Origin of the sequence: Roseomonas sp. CCTCC AB2023176 (assembly GCF_042259275.1) — a bacterium.
GTDB lineage: Bacteria > Pseudomonadota > Alphaproteobacteria > Acetobacterales > Acetobacteraceae > Roseomonas.
The window spans coordinates 3411635-3435048 of sequence record NZ_CP170086.1 but is presented as its reverse complement, the minus strand read 5'-3'; the positions used below and the strand labels follow the sequence as shown (position 1 = coordinate 3435048).

General features: G+C 71.5%; 22 protein-coding genes. 12 read left to right on the top strand and 10 right to left on the bottom strand.

The annotated features are described in order from the left end of the window. Window positions 1–75: 75 nt before the first annotated feature. The 6 genes from ACE7GA_RS17175 (at window position 76) to ACE7GA_RS17150 (ending at window position 5769) form a co-directional block, all read left to right on the top strand. Entirely contained in the window at window positions 76–945 is an 870-nt protein-coding gene (locus tag ACE7GA_RS17175) for a DUF3365 domain-containing protein (RefSeq protein WP_376089010.1), read from the top strand. A 22-nt stretch (window positions 946–967) separates the two neighbouring features. Continuing rightward, window positions 968–2320 (top strand): serine/threonine-protein kinase, encoded by a 1353-nt coding sequence (locus ACE7GA_RS17170; RefSeq protein ID WP_376089007.1) that lies wholly within the window; start codon window positions 968–970, stop codon window positions 2318–2320. A 99-nt stretch (window positions 2321–2419) separates the two neighbouring features. After that, window positions 2420–2791 carry a hypothetical protein gene (locus tag ACE7GA_RS17165; protein WP_376089004.1) on the top strand — a complete coding sequence of 124 codons (372 nt, stop codon included), beginning with the start codon at window positions 2420–2422 and terminating at the stop codon, window positions 2789–2791. Between the two features lie 21 nt (window positions 2792–2812). Further along, window positions 2813–3304, top strand: coding sequence for a metallophosphoesterase family protein (locus tag ACE7GA_RS17160; protein ID WP_376089001.1), 492 nt, complete (start codon window positions 2813–2815; stop codon window positions 3302–3304). Continuing rightward, complete coding sequence (locus ACE7GA_RS17155; RefSeq protein WP_376088998.1) at window positions 3301–5058, top strand: ABC transporter transmembrane domain-containing protein; 1758 nt, start codon at window positions 3301–3303, stop codon at window positions 5056–5058. The genes ACE7GA_RS17160 and ACE7GA_RS17155 overlap by 4 nt, the downstream gene beginning before the upstream one ends. A 249-nt stretch (window positions 5059–5307) precedes the next feature. After that, window positions 5308–5769: a nuclear transport factor 2 family protein gene (locus ACE7GA_RS17150; RefSeq protein WP_376088995.1), complete on the top strand. Its 462-nt coding sequence runs from the start codon at window positions 5308–5310 to the stop codon at window positions 5767–5769. Between the two features lie 9 nt (window positions 5770–5778). Here the strand turns inward: ACE7GA_RS17150 and ACE7GA_RS17145 are convergent, their stop codons facing one another. The 4 genes from ACE7GA_RS17145 to ACE7GA_RS17130 form a co-directional block, all read right to left on the bottom strand. Then, window positions 5779–6735 (bottom strand): S1C family serine protease, encoded by a 957-nt coding sequence (locus tag ACE7GA_RS17145; RefSeq protein WP_376088992.1) that lies wholly within the window; start codon window positions 6733–6735, stop codon window positions 5779–5781. Next, the gene (locus ACE7GA_RS17140) at window positions 6735–7166 is read right to left on the bottom strand and encodes a response regulator transcription factor (protein ID WP_376088989.1); all 432 of its coding nucleotides are present in this window, start codon (window positions 7164–7166) and stop codon (window positions 6735–6737) included. The genes ACE7GA_RS17145 and ACE7GA_RS17140 overlap by 1 nt, the downstream gene beginning before the upstream one ends. Further along, entirely contained in the window at window positions 7163–8035 is an 873-nt protein-coding gene (locus tag ACE7GA_RS17135; protein ID WP_376088986.1) for a S1C family serine protease, read from the bottom strand. The genes ACE7GA_RS17140 and ACE7GA_RS17135 overlap by 4 nt, the downstream gene beginning before the upstream one ends. A 117-nt stretch (window positions 8036–8152) precedes the next feature. Next, entirely contained in the window at window positions 8153–9142 is a 990-nt protein-coding gene (locus tag ACE7GA_RS17130; protein WP_376088983.1) for an alpha/beta fold hydrolase, read from the bottom strand. 111 nt (window positions 9143–9253) lie between these two features. Here ACE7GA_RS17130 and ACE7GA_RS17125 point away from each other — a divergent pair, with 111 nt between their 5' ends. Continuing rightward, on the top strand, window positions 9254–9640 hold the full coding sequence (locus ACE7GA_RS17125) for a RidA family protein (RefSeq protein ID WP_376088980.1): 387 nt from the start codon (window positions 9254–9256) through the stop codon (window positions 9638–9640). A gap of 58 nt (window positions 9641–9698) precedes the next feature. Further along, window positions 9699–11471 (top strand): SLC13 family permease, encoded by a 1773-nt coding sequence (locus ACE7GA_RS17120; protein WP_376088977.1) that lies wholly within the window; start codon window positions 9699–9701, stop codon window positions 11469–11471. A 3-nt stretch (window positions 11472–11474) separates the two neighbouring features. Here the strand turns inward: ACE7GA_RS17120 and ACE7GA_RS17115 are convergent, their stop codons facing one another. Together ACE7GA_RS17115 and araD are read right to left on the bottom strand one after the other, a co-directional pair. Next, on the bottom strand, window positions 11475–12191 hold the full coding sequence (locus ACE7GA_RS17115) for a ribonuclease activity regulator RraA (RefSeq protein ID WP_376088974.1): 717 nt from the start codon (window positions 12189–12191) through the stop codon (window positions 11475–11477). A gap of 11 nt (window positions 12192–12202) precedes the next feature. Beyond that, the gene (gene araD / locus ACE7GA_RS17110; RefSeq protein ID WP_376088971.1) at window positions 12203–13996 is read right to left on the bottom strand and encodes an L-arabinonate dehydratase; all 1794 of its coding nucleotides are present in this window, start codon (window positions 13994–13996) and stop codon (window positions 12203–12205) included. A 123-nt stretch (window positions 13997–14119) separates the two neighbouring features. On the opposite strand from araD, the gene ACE7GA_RS17105 reads away from it, so the two are divergent. Further along, a complete protein-coding gene (locus ACE7GA_RS17105; protein WP_376088968.1) occupies window positions 14120–15406 on the top strand; it encodes an NCS2 family permease in 1287 nt (428 codons plus the stop codon). A 27-nt stretch (window positions 15407–15433) separates the two neighbouring features. Here ACE7GA_RS17105 and ACE7GA_RS17100 read toward each other — a convergent pair whose 3' ends face one another. From ACE7GA_RS17100 to ACE7GA_RS17090, 3 genes are read right to left on the bottom strand one after another with little or no spacing between them, the layout of a single operon-like run. Then, window positions 15434–15808, bottom strand: coding sequence for an ectoine synthase (locus tag ACE7GA_RS17100; RefSeq protein WP_376088965.1), 375 nt, complete (start codon window positions 15806–15808; stop codon window positions 15434–15436). A 10-nt stretch (window positions 15809–15818) separates the two neighbouring features. Next, on the bottom strand, window positions 15819–16148 hold the full coding sequence (locus ACE7GA_RS17095; protein WP_376088962.1) for an Mpo1-like protein: 330 nt from the start codon (window positions 16146–16148) through the stop codon (window positions 15819–15821). A gap of 24 nt (window positions 16149–16172) precedes the next feature. Further along, a complete protein-coding gene (locus ACE7GA_RS17090) occupies window positions 16173–17897 on the bottom strand; it encodes an ABC transporter ATP-binding protein (protein WP_376088959.1) in 1725 nt (574 codons plus the stop codon). 107 nt (window positions 17898–18004) lie between these two features. Between ACE7GA_RS17090 and ACE7GA_RS17085 the strand changes: the two genes are divergently transcribed. The 3 genes from ACE7GA_RS17085 to parE all read left to right on the top strand — a co-directional run bounded on the left by ACE7GA_RS17085 (window position 18005) and on the right by parE (window position 22461). Next, window positions 18005–19606 carry an MFS transporter gene (locus tag ACE7GA_RS17085; RefSeq protein ID WP_376088956.1) on the top strand — a complete coding sequence of 534 codons (1602 nt, stop codon included), beginning with the start codon at window positions 18005–18007 and terminating at the stop codon, window positions 19604–19606. A gap of 97 nt (window positions 19607–19703) precedes the next feature. Next, complete coding sequence (gene dps / locus ACE7GA_RS17080; protein ID WP_376088953.1) at window positions 19704–20252, top strand: DNA starvation/stationary phase protection protein Dps; 549 nt, start codon at window positions 19704–19706, stop codon at window positions 20250–20252. 235 nt (window positions 20253–20487) lie between these two features. Beyond that, entirely contained in the window at window positions 20488–22461 is a 1974-nt protein-coding gene (gene parE, locus ACE7GA_RS17075) for a DNA topoisomerase IV subunit B (protein ID WP_376088950.1), read from the top strand. On the opposite strand, the gene ACE7GA_RS17070 is transcribed toward parE, so the two are convergent. Beyond that, complete coding sequence (locus ACE7GA_RS17070) at window positions 22462–23370, bottom strand: LysR family transcriptional regulator (RefSeq protein WP_376088947.1); 909 nt, start codon at window positions 23368–23370, stop codon at window positions 22462–22464. Window positions 23371–23414: the final 44 nt, after the last annotated feature.

Sequence of the window (23414 nt, the reverse complement as noted above, 5' to 3'; positions counted from 1 at the left end):
ATCCATGCAGGCGCCACACCCCGGAGACGCCGTCTCGCCCCCGCGCTACAAGGCTCGCGGGACGGGGATCTGGTGATGGGACTGCGGGTGAAGTTCAACCTCGTGATGCTGGCGGCACTGCTCGTCGGCCTCGGGGTGGCGGCGTATTTCGCGAAGGATGCGGCGGAGGAAACGGCGCGGGCGGGCGTACGGCAGGAGGCGACGCTGCTGATGCAGCAGGCCATCGCCGTACGTGGCTACACCGCCGGGGAGATCACGCCGCTGCTGGCCGAGCAGAGCGCCGCACGCTTCCTGCCGCACACCATCCCGTCCTTCGCGGCGCAGACGGTCCTGCGGGGCATGCAGCGCGACTTCCCCGAATACGCCTATAAGGAAGCGGCGCTGAATGCCACCAACCCCGCGGACCGCGCGACGGATTGGGAAGCCGACATCATCAACGCCTTCCGCCGCGACGCCGCGCAGCGCGACTACGTGGGGGAGCGCGAGACGCCGCACGGTCCCGTGCTGACCTATGCGCGGCCGATCCGCATCGCCGATCCGGGGTGCCTCACCTGCCATTCCACGCCGGCCGCGGCGCCGGCCTCGATGGTCGAGCTCTACGGGACGGCGAACGGGTTCGGCTGGAACCTGAACGAGGTGATCGGCGCGCAACTCGTCACCGTACCGATGAGCGTCGCGCTGACGCGCGCGCGGGACCAGCTCGGCGACCTGCTGACGGGGCTCGGCATCACCTTCGTCGGCATGCTGCTGCTTTTGAACCTGCTGCTGCACTACGCCGTGATCCTGCCGGTGCAGCGCATGACCGCCTCGGCCGAGCGGGCGGCGGCGGGAGAACTGGAAGGGCCGGAACTGCCGGCGGGACGCGACGAGCTCGGCTCGCTCGCGCGGTCCTTCAACCTCATGCGCCGGAGCCTCGTGAAGGCGATGCGAATGCTCGAGGCCTGAGAGGCAACTTGGGGGAGCGGCCTTGAACGAGGTCATCCCGGAGCGCATCGGGCGCTACGTCGTGCGCGGCGTCGCGGGGCGTGGGGCGATGGGCGTCATCCTGCGAGCGCACGACCCGGAGCTGGACCGGGACGTAGCGGTGAAGCTCGTCGCGACCTCGCTCCTGGCAGGCGCCGACGCGTCGGATTACCTTGACCGGTTCCGGCGGGAGGCGCGGGCAGCGGGGCGCTGCGCGCATTCCGGGATCGTGGCGGTCCACGACTTCGGCGTGCAGGACGGGCAGCCCTACCTCGCGATGGAGTACGTGGACGGGACGAGCCTGCAGGCCGAGATCGCGGCGGGGCGCCGGTTCTCGCCGGAGGAGGCGGTCGCAATCGCCGTCCAGGTGCTCGACGCGCTGGGCTGCGCGCATGCGGCGGGGGTGGTGCACCGCGACGTCAAGCCGGCGAATATCCTGCTGCTGCCCGGGCTGCGGGTGAAGGTGACGGATTTCGGCATCGCGCGGGTCGCGGACTCCGACCTGACGCGGGCCGGGGACATGATCGGCACGCCGAGCTACATGTCGCCGGAGGCCTGCCTCGGGCGGACGGTGGAGGCGCGATCCGATCTCTTCTCCGCCGGTGTCGTGCTGCACGAGTTGCTGTCGGGCGGGCGTACCTTCGCGGGCGGCGGCATGCTGGAGGTGGTGCGGCGCGTGATCGAGGCGCCACCGCCCGCCCTGCCCGCCGCGATCGCGGAAGCCTATCCTGCGCTGCCGGCGGTCGTACTGCGCGCGCTCGCCAAGGCTCCGGAAGACCGCTTCGCCGACGCGTCCGCGATGGCCGCTGCCCTGCGTTCCGGCGTGCAAGACGGGCGCGCACCGGCGGGGGATGACCCGACGATGGTGGCCGCGCCTGCCGCGTCACGGCCCGGGTTCGGCGCAAGACCGAATCATTCGTCTGACTCCGCATCCGGCCTCGCGCTCGCGCCCGACGACGTCTCGCGGCTTGAGCGGCTGCTGGCGGAGCATGTGGGGCCCATCGCCGGGATGCTCGTGCGAAGCGCGGTGCGACGGCACGGGACGCGGCAGGACGGGCTCGAGGCCCTGCTCGCCCATGTGGGCGACGCGGAAGGGCGGGAGCGACTGCGGCAGGCCTGGCCCGGGGCGGGTCAGGTGGCCGAGGCTGATGCATCCGCACCGCCCGTCGCCGCGCCGCCGCAGGAACTCGCCCGCATCCGTGCGGCGTTGGCGCCGGTCGTCGGGCCGATCGCCGGCATGATCGTCAAGCGCGAAGCGGCCGGGGGCGCGGGGGCGGAGGAGCTCTGGCGCCGGGTCGCGGTACATATCGATGATCCGCGCGAGCGGGCCGCCTTTCTCGCCCGGCGGAACGGTTAGGCGAGGGCCGAAATCGGAGTTGCCGGCCCCCGCGCGGACTGCCAGGATCACGCAGTCGTGATCTCGTCGCCCTAGAGTGGCTTCCGGAGTTTGCCCGCCTTGTCCGACACCGCCCCGCGCTCCCCGCTCGGTGACCTCTTCGGCCTCACGGCGATCGCGGAACATCCGGACGCGATCCTGCTCGGCGCGATCGAGCGGTACCTGCACTTGCGGGACAGCCAGATGCGGCGGGTCGAGCGGCGCGGGAACGCCGTTCCCTCCGCCGCCGGCGAGAGCTGGCGCGAGATGGACGCGCTGGAGGCGGAGATCGGGCGCATCCCGGCCTGCACGGCACTCGGTGCGCGGGCGAAGCTGGAACTGGCGCTGGACCTGATGCCGAAGGGCGGGGCGGCCTACGCGATCCCGACCTCCGCGCTGCGGGACTACCTTGCGGCGATGGATGCCGAAGGGGTTTCCCCCGGCAAGGGCTGACCACGCCCCCATATGCGGGGGATGGCGATCTTCTTTACGGCGGACACGCATTTCGGCCATGGCAGCCTGCGCGGGCTGCTGGGACGGCCGTTCCCGGACACGCGGGCGATGGATGAGGGGCTGGTTGAGGCCTGGAACGAGACCGTCGGGCCGGGGGACGAGGTCTGGCACCTCGGCGACTTCGCGGTGGGACATCGCGATCCGGCGGCTGTGCTGGCGCGCCTGAACGGGACGAAGCGGTTGGTCGCCGGGAACAATGATCCGCCGGCGATCCGCGCGCTGGCCGGCTGGGCGGAAGTCTGCGAGTTCCGGGAGATCGAGGCGGAGGGGCAGGCGCTCGTGCTCTGCCATTATCCGCTGCGATCCTGGCGGCGCGGGGCGCTGAACCTGCACGGGCATTCGCACGGGCGGCTGAAGCCGCTGCCGCGGCAATACGACGTCGGCGTGGATGCGCGGGGGTATCGGCCGGTGCGGGTGTCGGAGTTGCGTCTGGTGCGGGCGGTGGCGGCATGAGGCGGCTGCCGGCGCTGCGGTTGCTGCTGCCGCTACTGCGGCCCTACGCACCGCAGGCCATCGGCGCGGGCGTCGCGCTGGGCGTCGCGGCGGGGCTGGTGCTGCTGCTGGGCCAGGGGCTGCGGCACATCGTGGATGACGGGTTCGCCGGCGGCCCCGGTTCGTCCGGAAGCACGTCGCTGGACGGTGCGGCGCTCGCGATGCTCGCGGTCGTCGTGCTTCTCGGGGTCAGCACGGCGGCGCGGTACATGCTGGTGTCCTGGCTCGGGGAGCGGGTATCGGCGGACCTGCGGGAACGGGTCTTTTCCCAGGCGCTGCGGCTGCCGCCGTCCTTCTACGAGACGCGGCGGACGGGGGACGTGCTGACGCTGCTGACGGCGGATGTCGAGGTGCTGCGGAACCTCGTGGGCTCCGCGGTGTCGCAGTGGCTGCGGTCCTTCGTGACGGCGCTCGGGGCGCTGGTGATGCTCGTCGTCACGTCCCCGCTGCTGGCGCTGCTGGTCGTCGGCGTGACGCCGTTGGTCGTGCTGCCGCTGGTGTTGTTCGGGCGGCGGGAACGGGTGCTGAGCCGGGTGGCACAGGAGCGCGTGGCGGACCTCGGGGCGCGGGCGGAGGGTGCGCTGAACGCGGTCTCGACCGTGCAGGCCTTCACGGCGGAGCGGGCGGAGGTCTCGCGCTACGGGGACGCGGCGTCCGCGAGCGTCGCGGCGGCGCTGGCGCGGGTGCGGGTGCGCGCGGTGCTGATCCTTTCGGTCATCCTGCTGGGGTTCGGGGCGATCACCCTGTCGCTCTGGGTCGGGGGGCGGGAGGTGATCGCCGGGCGGCTGACGGGCGGCGAGTTGTCGGCCTTCGTGTTCTACGCGGTGCTCGTCGCGACCTCGGTGACCACGCTTTCGGAGCTGTGGGGCGAGGTGCAGCGGGCCGCCGGCGGGGCGGAGCGGCTCGGCGAGTTCCTGGAGGAGGTGCCGGCAATCCGGCCGCCGGAGCAGCCGTTGCCGCTGCCGGCCGTGGTGCGCGGGCGGAGCGGGCGGCTGGTCTTCGACGACGTGCGGTTCCGCTATCCGGCGCGGCCCGACCGTTCGGCGCTGGATGGCGTGTCGGTCCGGGTCGAGCCGGGGGAGACGGTCGCGCTGGTCGGGCCGTCCGGCGCGGGGAAGACGACGCTGTTCCAACTCGCGCTGCGCTTCCACGACCCGGAGTCCGGGCGGGTGACGCTGGACGGCGTGGACCTGCGCAACGCCGAGCCAGAGGCGGTGCGGGCGCGGATCGGGCTGGTCGCGCAGGAGCCCGTGGTCTTCGGGGCGAGTGCCGCGGACAACATCCGCTACGGCCGGCCCGGGGCGACGGACGAGGAGGTCCGGGCGGCGGTGCAGGCGGCGGATGCGGGTTTCCTGCTGGACCTGCCGCAGGGGTTGGACAGTTTCCTCGGCGAGAAGGGGGTGCGGCTGTCCGGCGGGCAACGGCAACGGCTGGCGATCGCGCGCGCCGTGCTGCGGGACGCGCCGGTGCTGCTGCTGGACGAGGCGACGAGCGCGCTGGACGCGGAGAGCGAGGCGGCGGTGCAGGCCGCGCTCGGGCGCTTGGCGGAAGGGCGGGCGGTGCTGGTGATCGCGCACCGGTTGGCGACGGTGCGGCGGGCCGACCGGATCGTGGTACTGGAGGAGGGGCGGATCGTCGCCGAGGGGACGCATGACGCGCTCGTGCGCGAGGGCGGGCTCTACGCGCGTCTGGCGCGGCTGCAATTCGCGGCGTGAGGGCGGCCCGTCGCTGGGGCGCTTCACGCGGGCCGGGCGAGGATGAACCCTGGGGACCCGACGCGTTACCGGCCTCGCTGGTCGGTGTCAGGGCTCTCGAACCGTCGCCCTGGGAGCAGTCCCATCGTACTGGCTGCAATCCTGCCGCAGCGTCACGAGGGTGGTAACGTAGAACGGCGTCGGACCACCCCGCGTGGACAAGCCGTCAGGGCAATGCGAGCGTTCGGGAAGCATGAGGACGGTTGGGTCATGATGCGTCGGATGCTGCTCGGGTTGGCCGTCGCGGCGGGTGTCGCTGGACCGGCGGCCGCGCAGTCGGAAGCGGCGCTGAACGATTTTCTCACCGGCTTCCTGGCGGATTTCGAGAACCTGGATTGGCAGCGTTTCCGGGCGCGCTTCTCCGATGATTCCACCGTGTTCTTCCCTCCCCAGTACGGGGCAGCACGGGCGACGGGGCGGGCGGAGACCGACCCGGCCTGGCTGCGGACTTTCGAGGTGATCCGCTCAGGCTCGGGGCGTACGGCGGCGCCGTTCATGCGGCTGCTGCCGCAGGACCTGCTGGTGCAGGAGATGCCCGGGGCAGCCGTGGTCACCTTCGCCCTCGGCGGTGGCGTGGCGCCGCTAGGTCGCCGGACGCTCGTTCTCCGGCGCGAGGCGGAAGGCTGGCGCATCGTTCACCTGCATGGCTCGACGATCCCGCCGGGGCGGTGACCGTCCGGCTCAGCGCCGCTCCGTCGGGGTGACGTCCAGCGTCCGCAGGCGCGCGTCGGAGATCACGGAGAGTGACACGCTTCGGCCGATGCGGTCGGCGTTCAGCAGGCGTACGAGGTCGTCCACGCCGGTGACGGGGTGGCCGTCGAGGGCGACGATCATGTCGCCCTCGCGCAGGCCGGCGGCCGAGGCGGGGCCGCCGGAGACGACCTCGCCGACGCGGACCGCGCGCTCGCCGGCGTGGAGGGCGAGGGAGAGGCGACGCGGCAGCGGTACGGTCTGGCCGGCGATGCCGATGGAGGCGCGGCGGACGCGGCCGTGGGCGATGAACTCGGACAGCACGACGGTCGCGGTGTTGCTGGCGACCGCGAAGCAGATGCCCTGCGCGCCGCCGATCATCGCGGTGTTAATGCCCACGACCTCGCCGTTCGAGGCGACGAGGGGGCCGCCGGAATTGCCGGGGTTCAGCGCGGCATCGGTCTGGATGACGTCGTCCATCAAGCGACCGGAGCGCGCGCGGAGCGAGCGGCCGAGGGCGGAGACGATCCCCGCGGTGATGGTGCTCTCGAAGCCCAGCGGGTTGCCGATGGCGACGACGAGCTGGCCTCGGCGGAGGGTCTTGGAATCGCCCAGGCGGGCGGAAGGGAAGGACCGGGCGCCGGTGGCGCGCAGCAGGGCGAGGTCGGTGTCCGGGTCGTCGCCCAGGACGGTGGCTTCGGTGGTCTGGCCATCCGGCAGGGCCAGACGGGCGCGGGTGGCGCCGGCGATGACGTGGCTGTTGGTGAGGACGAGGCCGTCCGGGGAGATGACGACGCCGGAGCCCATGCCGGCACGCCGGCGGTCGGCGGATTGCGGTTCGACGCGCACGACGGCGGGGCCGACGCGGTCCACGACGGAGGAGACGGTTCGGGAATAGGCGTCGACGGCCAGTGCGTCGGCCGGCGGAAGGTCGAGGGAATCGAGCATCAGAGGTGGATGACCCCCTGTCGGGCCGCGTGCGCAACGGCGTCGGTGCGGCCAGTGGCGTCGAGCTTGTCCACCACTGAAGCGACGTGGAACTTCGCGGTGTGGACGGAGATGTTCAGGGCGCGCGCGATCACCTTGTTCGACGCGCCCTCGGCCATGAGGGAGAGGACCTCGCGCTCCCGCGGCGTCAGGGCGACGCCGCCAGCGATCGCGACCGGCAGCGGCGCGGCGGCCGTCAGCGTCAGGTCCGCGGGCTGGCCGGGGCCGACGAGGCGCAGCCCGGGGATGGCGGCGAGGAGCGATGCGGCGCGGTCGGCGAGCGCGGGGTCGTCCACCGCGAGGGCGAGGGTCAGGAGCGTTCCGTCCCCCTCCCCTGCCCCGGGGCGTTCGGGCGCGTCGTCCTCGGCCAGGAGTTCGGCCGTGTCGCTCACGCCGCCGGCCTCTCCGCGATGGTCACCCGCACCTCCTGCACCGTCTCGCCGCGCTTCACCGAAAGGGGGATGTCGGTGCCCACGCTCTCCGGGCCAAGGGCGCGCATGATCGGGCGCAGGCCGGTCACGGGGGCTCCGGCCCAGGCGAGGATGATGTCGCCCTGCCGCAGGCCGGCATGGGCGCCGGGGCCGTTATCGGCGACCGTCATGACCATTGCGCCGGCGCCGCGGCCGCCATCCACCGCCACGGGCTGCAGGCCGAGGCCGAGCCAGCCGCGGGCGACGCGGCCGTGGGTGGAGAGGCGCTCGGCCACGCGGCCGATCGTCGCGGCGGGGATGACGATGACGCGGCGGCGCGGGCCGAAGACGGCCATGCCGAAGGCGCGTCCCGTGTCGTCGAGGGCAACGCCGCCCTCCGCGTCGCCGGGCATGGAGAGGCCGAGGCGGATGAGGGCATCGATCTGGCCGCCGCGGAGGGAGCGCCAGGCGGGGCCGGTCGTCGCGACGATGCCGAGGGAGGCGAAGGGGCCGGTCTCCGCCGCGCCGACGGCGAGGGCAAGGCGGCCGACGGCGGGAATGTCGGTCGAGAGCGGCAACGGCGGGGCGTTGAGGCCGGGGGCACGGAGTAGGACGACGTCGGTGCTGGGGTCGCGCCCGATGACCTCGGCGCGCGCCGAGGTGCCGGCCGTCGTGACGACGGCGACGTCGGTATCCTCGGGCAGGGCTTCCTCAGCGGTGACGACGAGGTCGTCGCGCCAGACGAAGCCTGAGGATCGGCCGCGCGCGGTGCGGACGGACACGATGGAGGGCGCGGCGCCGGCGACGATGCCGGCGATCGCGTCGGAGAGGGCGTGGAGGGACGTGCTCATGGATCCGCATGTGGGGCCCGGGGCCGGGCGGCGCCCACTAGCCGGATGGCGGGGGCGGGTGCGGCGGGCGGACCGGGGGTTCGGCCGGGCGACGCGGCCGCTCGCCCGGGCCTGCCGTCAGGCGGCGATGCGCGCAGGTTCGTCCACCTCCTCGACGGCGGCGAGCACGGCGTCCGGCGCGAACTGGTGCAGCATGTGCCCGAGGCCCTGGAGGATGCGGAGCGTGGAATCGGGAACCACGGCGTGCAGCGCGCGGGCGTGGGTGTCGGGGTCCACGATCCGGTCCTCGCTGCCGGCGAGGATGGCGACGGGCAGGCGCAGCTCGGCGTAGCGCGGGCGGAGCGACATGGTGTCGGGCGTCATCGTCATCGCGTTGGCACCGCCGGCGCGGATGACCTTCGGGCGGCGCAGCAGGGCGTCCGGGACGGCCGCGTCGAAGCCGGGCGGCACCGGCTGCGGCTGGAAGATGCGGCGCTTCAGCAGCGGAATGGTCAGGTCCGACAGGAACGGCTGGACGGTATAGCGCAGCAGGTCGCCGAGGATCGGTATGCCGCTCACCATGAACGGCACGTTGTCCGGCCGCGCGGTCGGGACGTAGTAGCCGGATACCAACACGAGGCCGCGCACCAGGTCGGGGTGGTGCACGCCGAGGGCCGCGGCGACGATCGCGCCGAAGGAGTGGCCGACGACGATAGGGCGGTCCAGGCGGAGCGCCCCGATGACTTCCGCGATCGCGTGGGCTTGCGCTTCCGAGCCCATTAGGTTGGGCCAGGGGCGGGAGGAATGGCCGAAGCCCGGCATGTCCAGCAGCACGACGCGGCGGTGGGCCGCGAGCATCGTGGCCAGGCCACTGACCGAGAAGTCCGTCGTCATGGATCCGTTGCCGTGCAGCATCAGCACCGGCGCGCGGCTGCCGCCGTCATGCGGCGCCTTGTCCACGACGTGGAAGCGGACGCCGCCGGCTTCGACGAAGCGGCCGGACGGGGGGTGACGGCGCTCGGCGGCGCGGGCCCGGAGAATGTTCCAGACTGCCATGGCCCCCAGGGCGGCGGCGAGGGCCGAAACGATGGCGGGGGCGGCGCTTCGGCGCGCGTGCGGCAGTCTCATGGGGTCGGATCCGTCACAGGTCCGGGCGGGAACCCCTTGGGTAGGGCGGGGTTGCGCCGTGGTGCTGCACTTGTGACGCTCCGACCCAAACCCCGCCGATCCGGAGACGTCATGCGCGAGATCGTCCATGTTCCCCCGCCGCCGACGTCCCGGGCGGTGCCGCCGCTCTCCTACGCGGCGCGGATCGGGGACTTGTTGTTCGTCTCCGGGCTGCCCGGCTACGACAAGGAGGCGCAGCTGGCGCCGGACTTCCCGACGCAATTCGGGCACGTGATCCGCACCCTGGATGGCGTGCTGGCGCATGCGGGCGCGGACCGCCGCCGGATCGTGAAGGCGAACGTGTACCTCGTGCGGGAGGAGGACGTGGCGGAGATGAACCGTCTCTACGCCGAGGCCTTCGGTCCCGCGCCCTATCCGGCGCGGACGACGGTCGTTGTGCGGGCGCTGCCCAGCCCGGAGATGCTGATCGAGATCGAGTGCGTCGTGGCGCTGGCGTGATGCCGCCCTGAGGCGTCGCCCCGCGTTGCGCCCGTGCCCTTCCGGGCGGGAGCGGCAGGTGACACTTCAGCAGGGCCTGGTCTTCGGCATCCTCGCGGCGATGATGGTCCTCTTCGTCTGGGACCGGATCCGGTACGACCTCGTCGCGATGCTCGGGCTGATCGCGGCGGTGGCCGCGGGGCTCGTGAAGCCGGGGGACGCGTTCAAGGGCTTTTCCGACGACGTGGTGGTGATCGTGGGCGCGGTGCTCGTCGTCTCCGCGGCGGTCGGGCGTTCCGACCTGCTGCGGCGGCTGATCCGGGCCATGGAGCCGCGGATGCGCACGACCGGGGCGCAGGTCGTCACCCTGACGGGCGCGGTGACGCTGCTGTCGGTGTTCATGAAGAACATCGGGGCGCTGGCGATCTTCCTGCCGATCGCGGTCGGCATCTCCCGGCGCAGCGGGACGCGGCTCTCGGCGCTGCTGATGCCCATGGCGTTCGGATCGCTCGTCGGCGGGCTCGTCACGCTCGTCGGGACGTCGCCGAACATCCTGGTCGCCCGGGCGCGGGCGGAGATGACGGGGCAGCCCTTCGGGATGTTCGACTACACGCCGGTGGGCCTGGGGATCGCGCTGGCCGCGATGGTCTTCCTGGCGCTGGGCTGGCGGCTGCTCGGAGGGGCGGGGCGGCGGGAGGCCGAGGCGGCGGAGGGCGTCGCGCCTTACCTGTCCGAGGCCCGGGTGCCAGAGAGGTCGCCCTTCGTGGGGCAGGACGTCGCGGCGGTGGTCGCCGCGGCGGACGGCGAGGTCGCAGTCATCGCCTTCCAGCGGGCCGGGGAGCGGCAGATGCCCGTGCCGGCGGACCTGGTGCTTCGGGACGGCGACCTGCTCGTACTGCGCGGTGAACCCGATGCGATCCGCGGGCTGATCGCGGAGGCCGGGCTTGAGTTGAACGCGGCGGACCGCGGCGCCGTGCGCGACCTGCCGACAGAGGCGGTCGGGGTGGTCGAAGCCGTGGTGATGCCGGCCTCCCCGCTCGTCGGCCGGACGCCGCAGCGACTTCGGCTGCGGGACACCCACGGGGTCAACCTACTGGCGATTGCGCGCAAGGGCCGACCGGTCGCCGAACGGCTGAAGGAGGTGCGGCTGCGGGTCGGCGACGTGCTGATGCTACAGGGGGCCGCGGACACGATGCCGACGGTGCTGCGCGACCTGGGGTGCCTGGCCTTCGGCGAGAGGAGCCCAGCCACAGGCCGGCGGCGGACGGATTGGCTGCCGGTGCTGATCCTGGCGGCGGCGATGGGGTCGGTGGCACTGGGGTTCGTCCCCGTGCCCTTCGCCTTCTTCGCGGCGGCCGTCGCCGTGGCGCTGACGGGCGTGCTGACGCTGCGGGAGGCCTACGAATCCCTGGACCTGCCGATCCTCGTCCTGCTGGCCTGCCTCATCCCGATCAGCGACGCGGTGAGCGAGACGGGCGGGGCGGCGCTGATCGCCTCCGGGCTCGCAGCGATCGGCGCGCACCTGCCGGCAGTGGGGGCGCTGGTGCTGGTGCTGCTGACGGCGATGGCGCTGACGCCGTTCCTGAACAACGCGGCGACGGCGCTGATCATGGCGCCTGTCGCGGTGCAGATGGCGCGCCAATTGGGGCTGCATGCCGATCCGCTGCTGATGGCCGTCGCGGTGGGCTGCGCCTGCGACTTCCTGACGCCCGTAGGGCACCAGTGCAACACGCTGGTGATGGGGCCGGGCGGGTACCGCTTCGGGGACTATGCCCGTCTCGGGGCGCCGCTGTCGTTGATCGTCGTGCTGGTCGCGACGTTGCTGATTCCGATCTTCTGGCCGCTGCGTTGAGCGTCAGCGGCCGTTCGCCTTCCGCCACTCCTTGAACACCTCGAGGTTGGCCTCGTCCGTCGGGGGGTAGAGGCCGAGGATGGACTGGCCTCCCCTCACCTTCTCCTGCACGAAGTCCTCGAAGGCCGTCATGTCCGTCGTCTCCGCCGCGATCTCCTCGGCGAGGTGGGCGGGGATGACGATCACGCCGTCCGTGTCGCCGACGATGACGTCGCCCGGGAAGACAGGGGCGTCGCCGCAGCCGATCGGGACGTTGATGTCGATGGCCTGGTGCAGCGTCAGGTTGGTGGGGGCGCTCGGGCGCTGGTGAAAGGCGGCGAAGCCCATGGCCGCGATGTCCGCGGCGTCGCGGAAGCCGCCATCCGTGACGACGCCGGCTACGCCACGGACCATCAGGCGAGTGACGAGGATGCCGCCGGCCGAGGCGGCGCGGGGGTCCTTGCGGCTGTCCATGACGAAGACGGCGCCGGGCGGGCATTCCTCGACGGCCTTGCGCTGGGGGTGGGCGCGGTCGCGGAAGACATCGAGGCGGTTGAGGTCCTCCCGCGCGGGCATGTAGCGCAGGGTGAAGGCCTCGCCGACCATGGACTGCTTCAAGGGAGAGAGGGGCTGGACGCCCTGGATCATCTGGCTGCGGAAGCCGCGCTTGAAGAGGGCGGTGGCGATCGTGGCCGTGGAGACGGCGCGCAGGCGGTCCCGCATTTCGGGGCTGAGGGGCATGGGCGCGGGTCCTAGTAGATCGCGGGTTCGTCGACGGGGACGCCGAACTCGGTGCGCAGGAAGTCGAAGTCGCAGCCTTCGTTCGCCTGCTGGACGTGCTGTGTGAACATGTGGCCGTAGCCCCGTTCGTAGCGCGGCTTGGGCGGCGTCCAGGCGGCCTTGCGGGCCGCGAGTTCCTCGTCCCCCACCTGCATGTTGATGCTGCGGTTCGGTACGTCGACCTCGACGATGTCGCCGGTCCGCAGCAGAGCGAGCGGGCCGCCGATCCAGGATTCCGGGGAGACGTGCAGGACGCAGGCGCCGTAGGAAGTGCCGGACATCCGCGCGTCTGACATGCGCATCATGTCACGGTGGCCCTTCTTCAGCAGCGCCTTGGGCATGGGAAGCATGCCCCATTCCGGCATGCCTGGGCCGCCCTGCGGTCCCGCGTTGCGGAGGACCATGACGTGGTCGGGCGTGACGTCCCAGTTCTCGTCGTCCACGGCCTTCTTCATCTCGGGGTAGGAGTCGAAGACGACCGCGGGGCCGCTATGCGTCAGGAAGCGCTGGTCCATCGCGGCGGGCTTGATGACACAGCCATCGGGGGCCAGGTTGCCCTTGAGAACGGCGAGCGAGCCTTCGGCGTAGATCGGGTTCTCCGTCGTACGGATGACATCGTCGTTGAAGACGCGGGCGCCGGCGATGTTCTCGCCGAGCGTGCGACCGGTCACGGTGAGACAGCTACGGTCGAGGTGGTGCTCGATGCGCGCCATGAGGCCGCGGATGCCGCCGGCGTAGAAGAAGTCCTCCATCAGATACTGGTTGCCGGAGGGGCGGACGTTGCCGATGACCGGGACCACCCGCGACGAGGCCTCGAAGTCGTCGAGGCCGATGTCCTGCCCCGCGCGGCGGGCCATGGCGATGAGGTGGATGATGGCGTTGGTGGAACAGCCCATCGCCATCGCGACGTTGATCGCGTTGACGAAAGAGGCGCGGCGCAGGATGCGCGCGGGCGTCAGGTCCTCCTTCACCATGTCCACGATGCGACGGCCGGACTCGGACGCGAGGCGGATGTGGCCGGAATCCGCCGCGGGGATGGACGAGCCCCCGGGGAGGACCATGCCCATGGCCTCCGCGATCGCGGTCATGGTGCTGGCGGTGCCCATCGTCATGCAGGTGCCGTAGGAACGGGCGATGCCGCCCTCCACGCCGAGCCAGTCCTGGTCGGTGATCTTCCCGGCGCGGAGCTCGTCCCAGTACTTCCAGGAGTCACTGCCGGAGCCCAGCGTCTTGCCCTGCCAGTTGCCCCGGAGCATCGGGCCGGCCGGGACGTAGATGCTCGGCAGGTTCATGGAGATCGCGCCCATCAGCAGGCCGGGCGTGGTCTTGTCGCAGCCGCCCATTAGGACGGCGCCGTCCACGGGGTGGGAGCGCAGCAGCTCCTCCGTCTCCATCGCCAGCATGTTGCGGTAGAGCATGGAGGTCGGCTTCAGGTAGCTCTCCGACAGCGACAGCGCCGGGAGCTCCACGGGGAAGCCGCCGGCCATGAGCACGCCGCGCTTCACGTCCTCCACCCGCGTCTTGAAGTGCATGTGGCAGGGCTGGAGGTCGGACCAGGTGTTGAGGATCGCGATGATCGGGCGGCCCTGCCATTCCTCCGGCGCGTAGCCCATCTGCATGGCGCGGGACCGGTGGCCGAAGGAGCGGAGGTCGGCGGGGCCGAACCAGCGGCGGGAACGGTAGTCCTCCGGCGCCTTGCGGGCGGGGCCGGGCTGGCCGGGTTCGGCCTCGAGCGGGTTGGGCGGCAGGTTCGGGTCGTGTGGCATCATCGCATTCCGGCGTTCGGCCGAAGGAACCACCAGCCGCGCGGAGCGGCAACCGCGGCAGCCCCGGATTGCGGGACTCGGGGCGCCCTGTTTCCCTGGCACGAAGATCGCAGGGACACCCGCATGGACCGCTTCTTTCGCCTCACCGAGAATGGCACGACACCGCGCACCGAGATCGTGGCCGGCCTGACCACCTTCCTGACGATGGCCTACATCATCGTCGTGAACCCCGGGATCATGGCGGCGGCGGGGATCGACCCGGGGGCGGCGTTCGTCGCGACCTGCCTCGCCGCCGCGATCGGGTCGGCGCTGATGGCGCTGCTCGCGAACTACCCGATCGCGCTGGCGCCGGGGATGGGCCTGAACGCCTACTTCGCCTTCGGGGTCGTGGCGGGGATGGGCGTGTCCTGGCAGGTGGCATTGGGGGCGGTGTTCCTGTCGGGCATCATCTTTTTTGCGGTGTCGCTCGCCGGGTTCCGGGAATGGCTGATCAACGGGATCCCGCTATCGCTCAAGTTGGGCATCGCGGCGGGGATCGGATTCTTCCTCGGGCTGATCGGACTCAAGAACCTGGGGCTCGTCGTAGCCCATCCCGCGACCTTCGTGGCCATGGGCAAGGTGACCTCCGCGCCGGTGCTGCTGGGGTGTGCGGGGTTCGTGCTGATCGCGGGGCTGGTGGCGCGGCGGGTGCCGGGCGCCATCGTGATCGGCATCCTCGCGACGGCGCTGGCGGGGCTTCCCTTTGGCCTGACGACGCTGTCGGGCGTGGTGTCGGCGCCGCCGTCTCTGGCGCCGACCTTCCTGCAGATGGACCTCGCGGGGGCACTGTCGCTCGGCCTCGTCGGGATCGTCTTCACCTTCTTCCTGGTGGACCTGCTGGACAATGCGGGGACGCTGATCGCGACGACGCACCGCGCGGGGCTGATGCGGCCCGACGGGTCGGTGCCGCGGCTCGGGCGCGCGCTGATGGCGGATTCGGGCGGGGCGATGATCGGGGCGACGCTCGGGACGAGCACGACGGTGTCCTACATCGAGAGCGCGGCAGGCATTCAGGCCGGTGGGCGGACGGGGCTGACATCGCTGACCGTCGCGGTGCTGTTCCTGCTCGCGCTGTTCCTCGCGCCGCTCGCGACCTCGATCCCGGCCTTCGCGACGGCGCCGGCGCTGGTCTTCGTCGCCTGCCTTATGGCGGCGTCGCTGCGCGACCTCGCCTGGGACGACACGACGGAATACCTGCCGGCGATCCTCGGCGCGATCGCGATGCCCTTCACCTTCTCGATCGCCACGGGGATCGGGCTGGGGTTCATCGCCTACGCCGCGATCAAGACGGTCGCGGGGCGGGCGGGCGAAGTGCACGGGGCGGTGTGGCTTCTGGCCGTGCTGTCGGCGGTGAAATTCGCGGTGGGCTGACGGGAGTATCCCGCCCGCCTTCGCTCGTCACTGATCCCCGGCGAAGCCCGTTTCGTGTCCGCGGAACGGCGGGGTGAAAACGCAGATCAGGCGGGTCGGTTCGGAGGCGAGGAAGGTGAAGCGGTCGCCGCGCTCCGCGACCCACAGCGATCCGGCGGCCACGTCGAGCCGCCGTCCCGAGCCGACCTCGTGGATGACCGCCCGGCCCTCGAGACAGTAGGCGATCTCGACGTGCTCGTCGTAGCCGTAGGTCGCCTCGACGCCGGGCTGCAGGACGATGTCCGTGACCGTCACGCCCAGCCCATCCTCGGCGAGGAGGAAGCGCGTCGTCTCGTAAGTGTCGTGGACCACATGCCGGCTCGTGCCTTGCAGGGCGGCCTTGGTGATCAGGCGCACGGGCATGGCCGGTTCCTCAGCCGATCCCGGCGCGCCGAAGTTCCCCGTCTAGCCGGCCCGTGGCAGTCAGCCACGCCATTTTCAGGTCGGAGCCAAGGGACCAAAGGGGGTAGGTGAAGGTCGCGGGGCGGTTGCGTTCGATCGTCATGTGGCTGATCCAGGCGAAGGCGTAGCCGCTGATGATGCCGAGGAGGATCATCCACCAGGTCGTCGTCACCAGCCCGAGCACGAACAGGCCGACGCCGACGAAGGTGCCGAAGACGTGGATCGCCCGTGTGCGGGGGTCCGCGTGTTCGCGGAGGTAGTGGAGCCAGAAGGCGTCGTAGTCGCGGATCCGTTCGGCCATGGGGCGTAGCGTAGCGCGCCCCGGTCAGGCCGCGCCATCGGCGAGTTGGGCGCGGTGCAGGCGGGCATAGGCTCCGTCGCCCCGGATCAGGTCGGCGTGGCGGCCCTCCTCGGCCACGCGGCCGTCCTCGACCACCACGATCCGATCGGCATCGCGGATGGTGGCGAGGCGGTGGGCGATGACGAGGGTGGTGCGGCCCTGCGCGAGCTCGGCGAGGGAAGCCTGGATGGCGCGTTCGGTTTCGGTGTCGAGGGCGCTCGTCGCCTCGTCCAGGATCAGGATCGGCGGGTTCTTCAGGAAGATGCGGGCGATGGCGAGGCGCTGCTTCTGGCCGCCGGAGAGGCGGACGCCGCGTTCGCCGATTTCCGTGTCCAGGCCCTTCGGCAGGGCCTCGATGACGCCGTCCAGCCGGGCGCGGCGGGCGGCCTCCAGAATGTCGGCGTCGGAGGCACCGAGGCGGCCATAGGCGATGTTCTCCCGCATCGTGCCGCCGAAGAGGAAGACGTCCTGCTGCACGATCCCGATCTGGCCGCGAAGCGATGCCAGGGTGAGGTCGCGAATGTCCGTTTCGTCCACCGTGATCCGCCCCGCCGTCACGTCGTAGAAGCGGGGCAGTAGAGACAAGATCGTCGTTTTGCCCGCGCCGGAGGGGCCGACGAAGGCGACCGTCTCCCCGGCGCGGATGGAAAGGTCGACGCCTCGCAGGACGGGGCGATTGGTCCCGTAGGCGAAGGCTACGCCCTCGTAGCGGATGTCGCCACGCAGCGCGGGCGCGGGGCGCGCGCCGGGCCGGTCGGCGACGTCCGGTTCGGTCGCAAGGAGGTCGAGGTAGCGGCGGAAGCCGGCGATGCCCTTGGGGTAGGTCTCGATAACCGAGTTGATCTTCTCGACCGGACGGAAGGAGACGCCGACGAGGAGGAGGAAGCCGACGAAGCCGCCCGGCGTCAGTTCGCCGCGCAGGACGAAGTAGGCGCCAACGACGAGGACGAGCATCTGGGTCAGGCGCATGCCGAGGTAGTTCAGCGACATGCCCGCGGCCATGAGGCGATAGGCTTCCAGCTTCGTCGTGCGGTAGCGCGCGTTGTCCGTCGCGAAGAGGCGGCGTTCATGCGCCTCGTTGGCGAAGGCCTGGACGACGCGGATGCCGCCGACGTTCTCCTCGATCCGCACGTTGAAGCCGCCGACGCGGCCGAAGAGGGCGCGCCAGTTGTTCGTCATCCGCGTGCCGTAGCGCAGGGTGACGAAGACGGACATCGGCAGGACGAGGCAGGTAAGCAGCGCGAGCTCGGCGTTGATCGCGAACATCAGGGCGAACGCGCCGAGGAACGTCATCACGGCGATGAAGAGGTCCTCGGGGCCGTGATGGGCGACCTCGCCGATCTCCTCCAGGTCCTTCGTCAGGCGGCCGACGAGGTGTCCCGTCTTGTTCGCGTCGAAGAAGGAGAAGGACAGGCGCTGGACGTGGGCGAAGGCACGGGCCCGCATCTCCGTCTCGATGTTGATGCCGAGCATGTGGCCCCAATAGGTGACCACGGCCATGAGGCCGGCATTGGCGACATACGCCGCGAGCAGGCCTGCCGTGGCGAGGCCGATCAGGGGCCAGTTCGCCTGCGGCAGCAGCACGTCCACGAAGGCCTTCACGGCGACGGGGAAGCCGAGCTCGAGCAGCCCCGACAGCACGGCGCAGCCGAAGTCGAGCAGGAACAGGCGCCGGTGCGGGCGGTAATAGGCGAAGAACTGGCGTAGCATCGCGCCGGTCCATAGCAAGATCGGCCGCCCGGTTCACGCGCCGTGACGCGCGGACGCGCGCCCTTGTGTCCCGGGCATCCCCCCTGTGATGCTATGCGCACCCACCGATGCCCCTTCCCGCCGCCCTCGTCCCCCTGCGCCACAGCGTGTTCCGCATGCTCTGGACGGCGAACCTCGTCTCCAACATCGGGGGCTGGGTGCAGAACACCGGGGCGGGGTGGCTGATGACCTCGCTCTCCCCCTCGCCGCTGATGGTGTCGCTGGTCCAGGCCGCGTCCCTGCTGCCGGTGTTCCTGCTCGCGCTGCCGGCGGGCGCGCTGGCGGACCTCGTGGACCGGCGGTGGTTCCTCATCGGTGCCCAGGCCTGGATCTGCGCGATGGCGGTGATCCTGTCCCTGCTGACGGCTTTCGGCCTCCTCGGCCCCTGGGGGCTGTTGGCGCTGACCTTCGCGATCGGGATGGGCAGCGCGGCGAACTTCCCGGCCTGGTCCGCGACAACGCCGGAGATCGTGCCGCGGGCCGACCTGCCGCAGGCCATCGTCCTCAACGGCATCGGCTTCAACCTGGCGCGGGCGGTGGGGCCGGCGATCGGCGGGCTGCTGATCGCCTGGGTCGGGACCGCGGCGACCTTCGCCTTCAACGCGGTGTCCTTCCTCTACCTCATCGTCGCGCTCTTCCTGTGGAACCGGCCGGTGCAGACGCAGACGATGCCGGGTGAAGGACTGGTCGCGGCGATGCGGACGGGCGTCCGCTACGTCGTGAACTCGCCGACGATGCGGGGGATCGTCGTCCGCGGCACCGTGGCCTTCTTCTTCGCCGCAGCGGTCTGGGGGCTGCTGCCGCTGCTCGTGCGGCAGCGGCTGCACCTGGGTCCCGAGGCCTTCGGGCTGATGCTCGGCTGCATGGGCGTGGGGGCGGTGACGGCGGGGTTCCTGCTGCCTTATGCCCGGTCGCGGCTGTCACGCTCCAACCTCGTCGTCGTCTCGGGCATCGTCAGCGGGCTGTCGGTGACGGGGCTCGGCCTCTCCACCCACTGGTTTCCGGCGGGGCTGTCTCTGCTGGTCTACGGCGCGACATGGATCTCGGTCGCCAGCACGCTGCAGGCCGCGGCGCAGCTGACCGCGCGGCCCTGGGTGCGGGCGCGGGCGATCGGGCTCTACCAGGTCACGACCTTCGGCGGGCTCGCGGCAGGGTCCTTCCTAGGCGGGACACTCGGGAATGCGGCGGGGATTCCGGTCGCGCTGACCGTGTTCGGGTTGGGCGGGGCGGCCTGCACCTGGCTGGTGCGGGGGCTCCGGATCGAGTTGCCGCCGCCCGGGGCGGCGCCCGCCGACGGCCAGGTGGAGCCCCGGCCCGCGGACCCGGCGCCGGAACTGCTGCCCACCCTGACGGCCCGCAACGACCGCGTGCTGGAGGCGGTGCGCTACCGCGTGCCGAACGGGCAGCGTGCCGGCTTCATGGCGGCGATGGCGGAAGTCCGGGGTGTGCGGCTCCGTGCGGGGGCGCTGGCCTGGCGGCTCTATGCGGACGTGGCGCGTCCCGACCTCTACGTGGAACTGTGGGCGGTCGAATCGTGGACGGACCACCTGCGGGAACAGGCGCGGCTGAGCGAAGGCGACCATGCCGCCCTGGCCCGGGCCGCGGCGTTCCACGCCGGGGCGGACGGGGCGGGGCCGGAGGCGGCGCGGTACGTCCACCTCCCTCTTTAACCACTTCGCTCCCCCAAACCCGCGCCCTCTCAGAACGGTCATTTCGCGTCGTGGTGCATCCGGGCTGAAACCCGGACGGCCCGCCCCACCTTCCCCCATGCTGCCTGCCGGGGAGGCCCCGGCCCGGGCGCTGGATCAGGAGAACGACATGGCGAGCCAGGCCACGACGCGAACCCGCAACGACACCGACACCAATGCCAAGGCGGTCAGCATCGACACGCTGCAGGCGGTGATTTCCGACGCGATCGACCTGACGAACGCGACGCGCCAGGCGCACTGGAACGTCAAGGGCAGCCACTTCTACGGCCTGCACCAGATGTTTGAGCGCTTCTACAACATGCTGGGCGAGCAGACCGACGAAATGGCGGAGCGCGCGGTGCAGCTGGGCGGCATCCCCGACGGCACGACCCAGGGGACAGGCGCGCGGACCCGGCTGGAGGCCTATCCGCGCGACATGCTGGATGGCCTGGACCACTGCGCGGCCCTCGCCGACCGCTACGCCGCCCTGGCCCGGAGCCTGCGTGAGGGGATCGAGCGGACGGACGAGGCGGGTGACCCCGACACCTCCGACCTGCTGACGGCCGTGTCGCAGGAGGTCGAGAAGGCGCTGTGGATGATCGAGGCCCACCTCCAGGGCAAGAACTGACGTCGGGCCGGGGTCCGGGACGGGGCGGGGCCCCGCCCCGGATCCGCAGCGGGCGCCCGCGCCTGTCGTGTTCCGCTTGGCCCCACGGGGCCGGGGCGGCTAGACCCCTACCCGCCGGCTGGGGGGCCGGTAGGGGGTTCCTCATGCGTCGTCATCACGTTCCGCAGGCGGCTTCGGCCGCGGTTGCAACGCCCACCCGGGAGGGCTAACTGTGGACCGGGAAGAAGAACAAGACATGAACGATCTTTTCGCGGGACGGCTCGGCAAGGGGGCGTCCAACCAGAGCTATTCCGCCGCCGACATCGAGGTCCTGGAGGGGCTCGAGCCGGTCCGGCGCCGCCCCGGCATGTATATCGGCGGCACGGACGAAAACGCGCTGCACCACCTGGCCTCCGAGATCATCGATAACGCCATGGACGAGGCGGTGGCGGGCCACGCCGACCGCATCGAGGTGACGCTGGAGCCGGACAACTGGCTGACGGTGCGCGACAACGGCCGCGGCATCCCGGTGGACCCGCACCCGAAATTCCCGAAGCTGTCGGCGCTGGAGGTCATCCTCACGACGCTGCACTCCGGAGGGAAGTTCTCGGGGAAGGCCTACGACACCTCGGGCGGCCTGCACGGCGTCGGGTCGTCCGTCGTGAACGCGCTGTCCGAGCGACTGGAAGTGGAGATCGCGCTGGACCGCACGCTGTTCACGCAGGCCTATGCGCGCGGCAAGCCGCTGACGAAGCTGAAGAACGCGGGCCCGGTGCACAACCGGCGCGGGACGACGATCCGCTTCAAGCCGGACCCCGAGATCTTCGGCAAGCTGCACTTCCAAGCGGCGCGTCTCTACCGCTTCTGCCGGTCCAAGGCGTACCTGTACCGCGGCGTCGAGATTCGCTGGTCCTGCGACCCGTCGCTCGTCATGGGCGAGACGCCGTCCAGCGCGGTGCTGCACTTCCCCGGCGGCCTCACCGACTACCTGGCCGCGGCCGTGGAGGGTCAGCCGACCGTGATTCCCGCCCCTTGGTCCGGCGAGGTCACCTTCCCCAACAATGCGGGCCGCGCGGAATGGGCGGCGACTTGGCTGGAGGGCGGCGAGGGCTTCCTCAACACCTATGCCAACACCATCCCGACGCCACAGGGCGGGACGCATGAGGCGGGGTTCCGCAGCGCGCTCGTGAAGGGGCTGCGGGCCTATGGAGAGCTGCGGAAGGAGAAGCGCGCGGCGAGCGTGACGGCCGAGGACCTGTTCGGCGGGCTAGCCGGCACGCTGTCGGTCTTCGTGCGCGACCCGCACTTCCAGGGGCAGACGAAGGACAAGCTGACGAACCCGGAGGCCGGTCGGCTCGTCGAGAACGCGCTGCGCGACCACTTCGACCACTGGCTGACCGGCGACTTCAAGCTGGCGGACAACCTGCTGGCCTGGGCGATCGAGCGGGCCGAGGACCGCATCCGCCGCAAGGAGCAGAAGGACACCCCCCGCAAGACAGCGACGCGGAAGCTGCGGCTGCCCGGGAAACTGGCGGATTGCGCGAGCGAGAGCAGCGAGGGGACGGAAATCTTCCTCGTCGAGGGCGACTCCGCCGGCGGGTCGGCCAAGCAGGCACGGGACCGGGTGACGCAGGCCGTGCTGCCGCTGCGGGGGAAAATCCTGAACGTGGCGTCGGCCTCCACGGAGAAGCTGCGGGCGAACCAGGAGCTGAAGGATCTGATCGAGGCGCTGGGCTGCGGCGTCGGGGACCGCTTCGACATCGCGCGGCTGCGCTATGCACGGGTCATCATCATGACCGACGCCGACGTGGATGGGGCCCACATCGCGGCGCTGCTGATGACCTTCTTCTACAAGGAGCTGCCGGCGCTGGTGCGCGACGGGCGGGTCTTCCTGGCGCAGCCGCCGCTCTATCGCCTCTCGGCCGGGCCGAAGTCGGTCTATGCGCGGGACGACGCGGACAAGGACCGGCTGATCAAGCGGGAGTTCAAGGCGAACCAGAAGGTCGAGGTCTCCCGCTTCAAGGGCCTGGGCGAGATGCCGCCGATGTCCCTGAAGGAAACGACGATGGACCCGCGGAAGCGGACCCTGCTGCGCGTGGTGCTGCCGCCGGAGGAGCGGGCGGATACGGCGAACCTCATCGAGGCGCTGATGGGTCGGAAGCCGGAGCTGCGCTTCAAGTTCATCCAGGAGAACGCGTCGAAGCTGGACGAGGCGGAGGTGGACGTCTGATCAGCTGCGTGCGCCCCGTTCCCTGACGAGGTCCACGAAGGCCTGCAGCGCCGCGGGCTGGTGGCGGCGGGAGGGGTAGTAGAGGTAGGGACCCTCGAAGGGTGGCAGCCATTCCGGCAGCAGCGGGATCAGTCGGCCGGCTTCCAGGAAAGGCTGGGCCCAGCCCTTGAAGGTCAGGTAGAAGCCGACGCCGTCGCAGGCAGCGGAAAGGGCGAGGTCGGCGTCGGTCGTGACCAGCGGGCCGTCCGGGCGGATCGCCACGGTCTCGCCGGCGCGCTCGAACTCCCAGGGCAGCAGCGTGCCGTTGCTGTAGCGGGTGCGGATGCAGGGCAGGCGCAGCAGGTCGGCCGGTTCGCGCGGGGTGCCGACAGATTCCAGGAACGACGGGGCGGCGACGAGGACGTATCGCATCGGGCCGCCGAGGCGCACCGCGATCATGTCGCGCGCCAGACTTTCCCCCCAGCGCACGCCCGCGTCGTACCCCTCCCGCACGATGTCGGCAAAGCCGCTTTCCGACGTCACCTCCATCGTCGCGCGGGGGTGGCGGGCGAGGAAGCGGGAGACGAGGGGCGCCAGGACCAGTTGCGTCGCGGGCGGGGGCGCGTTGATCCGGAGCGTTCCCGTGATGCTGTCCCCTGCCCTCCCCGCGTCATCCAGAGCGGCGGCGATCTCGCCGAGGGCAGGGCGCAGGCGGGCAAGCAGGGCGGCACCCGCCTCGGTTGGCGCGACGCTGCGGGTGGTGCGGTTCAGGAGGCGGACGCCGACCCGGTCCTCCAGCGCGCGGATGCGCTCGGTGACGCTGGAGGGGGAAAGGCCGGCCTCCATCGCGGCTCGCCGGAAACTGCCGTGGCGGGCGACGGCTGCGAGGAGTTCCAGGTCGGCGAGCGAAGCCCGCATTGTTCGCTCCATCCGAACAGATCGTCCGGACCATACGCGATGATGGCGTTGCCCGT